We start from the raw sequence: 6345 nt of genomic DNA, 5'->3' as shown, positions 1-6345 counted from the left end.
TTCGCTAACGTTATTTACCTTAGCATCCCCTAATAGAAAATGTGTTTTTAACGAGCTTTTGGATCAGTATTTTGAAGGCAGTTACGATATAAACACTATCAAGATGCTAAAGCAAATCAATGACCAGCACTATAAGTAAATAAAACTGAATATGATTTAAATAGTGCTAAAGTTTGATACCTCTAACTACATCAAAAATCATTAATTATCAGTGAGTATAGCAATGAAATACCATATGGATGAATCATATATAGATGACACACCTAACGCATTTCTATACCAACAAATTATGGATCGTTACCCTAAGTCTGTTATTGGTTGTTTTATTATCAGCGAGGATTGGGGTGAGCAGGCGCTACTAGAGCTAAAAGAGAAGTCAGAGGCTTGGTTTCTAGTTGGATTGCAAATAAATGATATGGATTTTGATCGCTTAGATATTATAGAGGGCATTGTTAGATGTCAGCCTGAAGACGTAAATCAAGTAGTTAAGTTATTGAATATCAGTCCACGTGGCTTAATAGGTATAGATGTTATCGATATTAAAAGCTTATTCGAAAGAGAAAAATCATATAAATTTATTCAAACTCATATAACAGATGGATTTGACATAGATATGGCAAAAAAAGCAGCGAATGAGTTGGTTGGTCAGTTCCCTAAAAACCTTAATATCAAAAGGCTATTGTTAGGTATGGAGAGTAGTGAAAGCCCCTCACTAGATAATATTTCTTATATAGTGGCATTTATTGAAAAGAACGTTATGGCTGATGAATTATATACTTACTACTGCACAAGTATGACTGATGAGCCTAACTCTTTTCATTTAAAAGCAATATATGCTGAGGCGTAGGTATAGGATCAGATCTCAGCGTTAGTCTATAACTAAAGGACTACTATTGATGTTTCCAATTCTCTTGGTTTAATGGCATTTGGTTGAGTAACTCTCGTCTAGATCGCCAATCGGGCATGTGAGTGTCGAGCAGGGCCTTAAATCTATCGTTGTGCTGCCGTTCTTTGAAGTGTAGCAATTCATGCAAGATAATATACTCCAAACAAAGCAGTGGCTTTTTGGCCAAGTCTAAGTTAAGCCGTATGTTGCCTTCTTCTATATTACAGCTGCCCCATTTGGTCTTCATTTTTTGGATTTGCCAATCGCTGATAGTGACGCCAGTTTTCTTCGACCATTTATCGATAAGATCGGGTGCTCTAGCTTTTAGTCGGCCACGATAGTATTCAGCCAATAGCTTAAGTTTTATTTCATCAGATAGCCCTTTATTTACAGTTAGGATAAGCTTACCGCTCTTTAGTTTGATTGTCTGCGATTTGAGGGTATCACTCTCAATAACTTCAAGTCGGTAGCGTCTTCCCCATAGATAATGCGTTTCGCCATTTACCATCTCTCGAGCCGATTGGCGCTCTTGCTTGTTAAAGGCAGCCTGCTGACGCCTAATCCAAGGTATACGGTGGATAACAGCCATACGAATGGCGGTTTCAGTCATGGCATCAGGTGCAGATACTCTGACCTGTCCATCAGGTGGCATGACGCTGATATGTAGGTTTTTAATATCTTTGCGAGTCAGATGTATATCTAGCTCACCAATCTTAATAAAGGCTGACTGAGCAATCACTGATATTCCTGCTGTGCTTTAACTAAGTTAATCAATGCGTCGATATCGATATCAACTTGATACTCGGAGACGGTCTGATGTACCGCGTTTTTGATTCGCCGCTCTTTGATTAGATGACCTTGCCAATCAGCCTGCTTATTGAGTCTAATAGCAGCATCTACTTTGTCTGCTAAGTCCTCGTTTTGATCCAAGTTGTCATATAACGCACGTTTGGCAGGGGTATTAATGGTCTCAGGGTATGTGTCACCAGCTGCGCTGCCAGTTGGGTTGATTACTTTAGAGGCTAGCTTGCGTATTTCTTGCAAGTACTCGGCGTAAGCAATGGCTTTTTGTCGGCGTAGCTCAATGAGTTCATCGAGTAGGGCAGACATATGCTCATAGTATTTAGGGTTAACGGGGTTTTCATCGACAATCGTTTTTCGAACGTTGTTCTCTATGGTCTCTGCGACGTTCTCAGGGTTGCTCGCTATATCCTCAGGTATGGCTTTGATTAAAGCTTCAGGCCCTTGATTGACAATTAACTCAATGAGTCCTAAATCTTCAAAGTCGATAACCGTCTCGCTAGGAGTGGCATGGATATAAGTGTCTAACATCCTACGCATGGTTGGCTCATAGCTTTTCATATCGATATGGTCGCCACTCATAAGCTTGATGTTATTACGAACCGACTCAAAGTGCTTTACATCGTCTTTGATGCGTTTGATTTCTTGGTCATTATATCCTGCGTCAGACATTTCATTGGCGATGTTTCCATAAGCACGTATCAGCTTGGAGACGCTTTTATATAAGGTAAGTCGCAGTTGTTCCTTTTCTATTTTATCAGCTTCAGTCACATCTTCACTAGGGCAAAAGTAAGCAGCGTAGTCTTGTATGTTCCTAGGATACTTAACAAGCTCACACAGCCCTCTGACCATCTCTAGGGCATCATTTAAGTTTTGTTTTGCCGCACTTAAGCGATTCTTTAACAGCCCATTGATATCTTCATCTTCATAATCTGAAAATGCGCCTTGCGTATAATTAGAAATAGTACTGTTTAAAGACTGAAACAGATCCTGATAATCAATGATATAGCCATAATCTTTTTCTGCACCATCGAGTCTATTAACACGGCAGATAGCCTGAAACAGATTATGGTCAGCCATCTTTTTATCAATATATAAATAGGTGGCAGAAGGCGCATCAAATCCTGTCAGCAGTTTATCTACGACTATCAACAGTCGCATTTGACCTGGCTCTTCTATAAAGCGTTTTTTAACTGCTTTCTCAAAGTCCTCTGCCTTAGAGCCTGCTTCTTGTTCGCTAGTATCATAATAATCAGCAATCATCCTGCGATAGATTCGATATTTAAAAAGCTTCTCTGTCATACCTTCGCCAGTTTCTTCACCTTTGATGCTATCTGCAGTCGGTAAGTAACTGGTCACGATTGCTACTTTGCCTTTTAAGAACGAGTTCTCAAAGGCCTCATAAGATTTACAGGCTTGATAAATACTGTTACAGACAAGCATGGCATTGCCATGACCGTCCATAAGTCTTGGCTTTTGCTGCATATCGAGCAAAATATCATTGACAATACATTCTATGCGCGACTGGCTAGACAGAACCCGCTGCATAGTTCCCCATTTTTGTTTGAGCTGGCTCTTAGCAATGTTAGTCAAACCACGAGTATGGGCGTCGAACCATTCATCGACTTTCTTAGAGGAGGTAAGCTGTTGGTCGATGTCACGCGCTTCGTATAAAAGGTCTAACACTACACCGTCAGCGACTGCTTCATCAAACTTATAGGTATGAATAAAAGGTCCAAAGACTTCGATAGATTTCTTTTTATCCTTTTTGAGTAGTGGCGTTCCTGTAAAACCGACAAACATAGCTTCTGGTAATAGCGCCTTCATAGCGCTGTGCAGCTTACCAGACTGAGTGCGATGACATTCATCAACGAAGATGAATAAATCACCTTTAGGACTAAAATCTGACGGTAGGCTGGCTTGAATGTCCTTTATAAAGTCGTCCGTGTCCTCTGTATTATCGTCATCATCGCCATGACGACCAAACTTATGAACCAAAGAGCAAAGTAACCAAGGGTTAGGCTGATTCAACTGGGTAATAAGATCAGCACCGCTCTTGGTGCGATATATCGCTTCATCGACACCGAAAAATACTTTTTCAATCTGTTCATCCAGTTCGGTACGGTCGGTAATAATGAGTACACGGCTATTGGTGACATTCTCCCGTATCCATTTAGCTAGCCAAACCATGGTCAAGCTTTTGCCTGAACCTTGCGTATGCCAAATGATGCCATCTTTATGCTGTGCAATATGTTTCTTAGCGGATTGTATACCAAAGAATTGATTATGCCGGCAGGTCTTTTTAATACCTGAATCAAAGACAATGAAGTTATTAATGATATCTAAGAATCGGTGCTTATTGCACATATAATACAGATGGAAGTCTAAGGGCTGATCCGTAAAATCAGCATTCGCTAAAGTAAGATGCGTCGGTACGCTAATATCAGATTGTGGCGTGTGAATAGGGTTGGCTTCTTTCCATTCTAAATAGTATTTCTCAGGCGTTTCGATCGTACCATAGCGTAAGCCTTGGGTATCATTACCTGCCATAACCAATTGTATGGTGCTAAAGAAGCTGCGAATAAACTCTTTTTTCTGATTGTCTAGGTTCTGGTGAATACCTTCAGTGACATTGATAGTAGAGCGTTTGAGTTCAATAACGCCCAGTGCAATGCCGTTAACATAGAGGACAATATCAGGACGTTTTTTATTCTCGCCTGCGATAGAAACTTCTTCGGCAATGGCAAAGTCATTGGTCTCTATATTGTGCCAATCAATCAGCCAGATGGTTTCTTTATGATCGCTGGCGCCTTCTTTTTCTTTGATGCCATAGCGCAGTAGTTCGTAGACCTTTTTATTGGCATCGTATAATTTAACGCCACTGCCCAGTGCTGCTGCTTTTTCTAGAGCGTTAATGGCTCTATTTTGCAATATACGGCTGACGTTACGTGAGCTTAGCCACGCCGCTAAAATCTCAGGCTCAATATTCTTGTTATTAGGTCGGTCTTTGAAGTCGCCTAAGTAACGATAGCCGAGAGTATCGGTAAAAAAGCGTACCACACGGTTTTGCGTGAGTCTTTCTATATCAGCGACGTTACTCATTCTCAATACTCCTCAATGAGCTACAAGTTTGAATAAGCTGACTGATCACGTCATCTACCGATGTTAATGAGGTAGTCTCGTAGTGTGCTGTTTCATCGTCTTGATTGTATTCGCGTTGAAATCCATTATTTTCAATCACATCAGTAACTTTTTGAGGGTAATCGTTTGATGAGCCGTTTATAAATCGGACTATAAAGTTCTCTGAGGCTTTTAAGATTTCGAAGTAGTAATCACTGCTTGCATAATTCCAATCTTTTATTTTAAGAGAGGCTTGCTCCTGAGTGGACTTAACGTATTGATATTCTAGATTGGAGAAGGGCACTAGTTTTTCAAGTTCATCTTTTAGCTGGAGATCTAATACAACTGTGTAAAGCTCGCTATGATAATGATTACGCTGAGATTGCCATAACAAAAATACCATTTGATTATCGATCTGAATAAATCCTTGTTCACAATAGGAATACAGATCAGGGTATCGAATCAAATATCTACGCCAATCTTCAAGCTCTTCGGATTCGAGTGCAATATCACAAATATTCTGTAAAGATGATTTGAATGCTTGTAGTGTATTAAATTCAAAATGCGAATCGTCTATTAACTGTTTAACGAAATCTTGCTTTGGTTCCCTGAGTCTTTTAGAGACGTCTTTGTCACTCTCAATTCGTAATAATCTTTTCCAACTATAGTCACGCTCTATATTATTTCTTGGATTATCGCTACTTAATAAATTACGGCGGTTTTGTGTTTTATTAGTAAAATAGATACCTTTAGTTAAAACCGCTCTTTCCCATAAGAAATCAATTGCTTCTGCACTTAATTTTTTATCTAGCTCCTCAGGGTATCTATAACTCATTACAGATTTTATCGCTTCGAAATAATGAGAGAATTTCTCGAAGAATTTTGAGCTTCCCGAGTCATCCCAATCGCAATTGTTGTGCTGTCGGTAATATTCTAAGATACCTGAGAAGTTTAATAGGCAGCCTATCTGACCATTGAGAAAAGTATTACCTTCTGCTTCTAATACCTTATCTCTCCAATCGCCTGATTTCAGTATCAGGTGAGCTTTAATTTTTTCTTCAAGAACCTGATCTCCTGAGAATCCTGTAATTTTGGTTTCACTTGTCAATATATTTAAAATGGGCTGTTTAATATCACTTAGAGAGCTAATACTTTGTATAGTACGATAGAAAATATCAGTGCCGTCCACTATTGTGTTTTCAGTTAAGTTGTATATTACACGAGTCCATTCCATTAGGTCAGTTTGGTTTAATGACGCCTCGTTTTTTGCAAGATAAGAATAAAAAGCAAAGAATCTTAGTTTGTTTTTATAGTCTGTATCATTCTGCAAAACCTTCTTAAAAACTTCATTCTCATCATAGTATTTATTGTTAGATAAGTAGGTCGTAAAGCTCTCTTCTGAATTAGTTTTATATATAGTGTATCAAATACAAAAGTGTTATAAGATAAAACATCTCAACAGATATACTTAATTATCATGACTTATTCACTAGACTATCGCAAACAAGTTCTTAAAAGCTTAGCAAATGGCATGACCT

The 6345-nt window shown here is 39.0% G+C and carries 4 protein-coding genes; 1 reads left to right on the top strand and 3 read right to left on the bottom strand.

What is annotated here, in order from left to right; genetic code table 11:
* Positions 1-235: 235 nt before the first annotated feature.
* Positions 236-847 carry a hypothetical protein gene (locus JMX83_RS14625; RefSeq protein WP_201603273.1) on the top strand — a complete coding sequence of 204 codons (612 nt, stop codon included), beginning with the start codon at positions 236-238 and terminating at the stop codon, positions 845-847.
* A gap of 43 nt (positions 848-890) precedes the next feature.
* Here JMX83_RS14625 and JMX83_RS14620 read toward each other — a convergent pair whose 3' ends face one another.
* The 3 genes from JMX83_RS14620 to JMX83_RS14610 are packed head-to-tail and all read right to left on the bottom strand — an operon-like array spanning position 891 to position 6137.
* The gene (locus tag JMX83_RS14620) at positions 891-1625 is read right to left on the bottom strand and encodes a M48 family metallopeptidase (RefSeq protein ID WP_201603270.1); all 735 of its coding nucleotides are present in this window, start codon (positions 1623-1625) and stop codon (positions 891-893) included.
* Positions 1622-4789: a type I restriction endonuclease subunit R gene (locus tag JMX83_RS14615; protein WP_201603267.1), complete on the bottom strand. Its 3168-nt coding sequence runs from the start codon at positions 4787-4789 to the stop codon at positions 1622-1624. The genes JMX83_RS14620 and JMX83_RS14615 overlap by 4 nt, the downstream gene beginning before the upstream one ends.
* Positions 4782-6137: a hypothetical protein gene (locus JMX83_RS14610; protein WP_201603264.1), complete on the bottom strand. Its 1356-nt coding sequence runs from the start codon at positions 6135-6137 to the stop codon at positions 4782-4784. Before JMX83_RS14610 ends, JMX83_RS14615 begins: the two co-directional genes overlap by 8 nt.
* Positions 6138-6345: the final 208 nt, after the last annotated feature.

It is taken from the genome of Psychrobacter piscatorii, from assembly GCF_904846415.1.
GTDB lineage: Bacteria > Pseudomonadota > Gammaproteobacteria > Pseudomonadales > Moraxellaceae > Psychrobacter > Psychrobacter piscatorii.
Note: the sequence above shows the minus strand (reverse complement) of the source record. Positions and strands in the feature narration are given on the sequence as shown.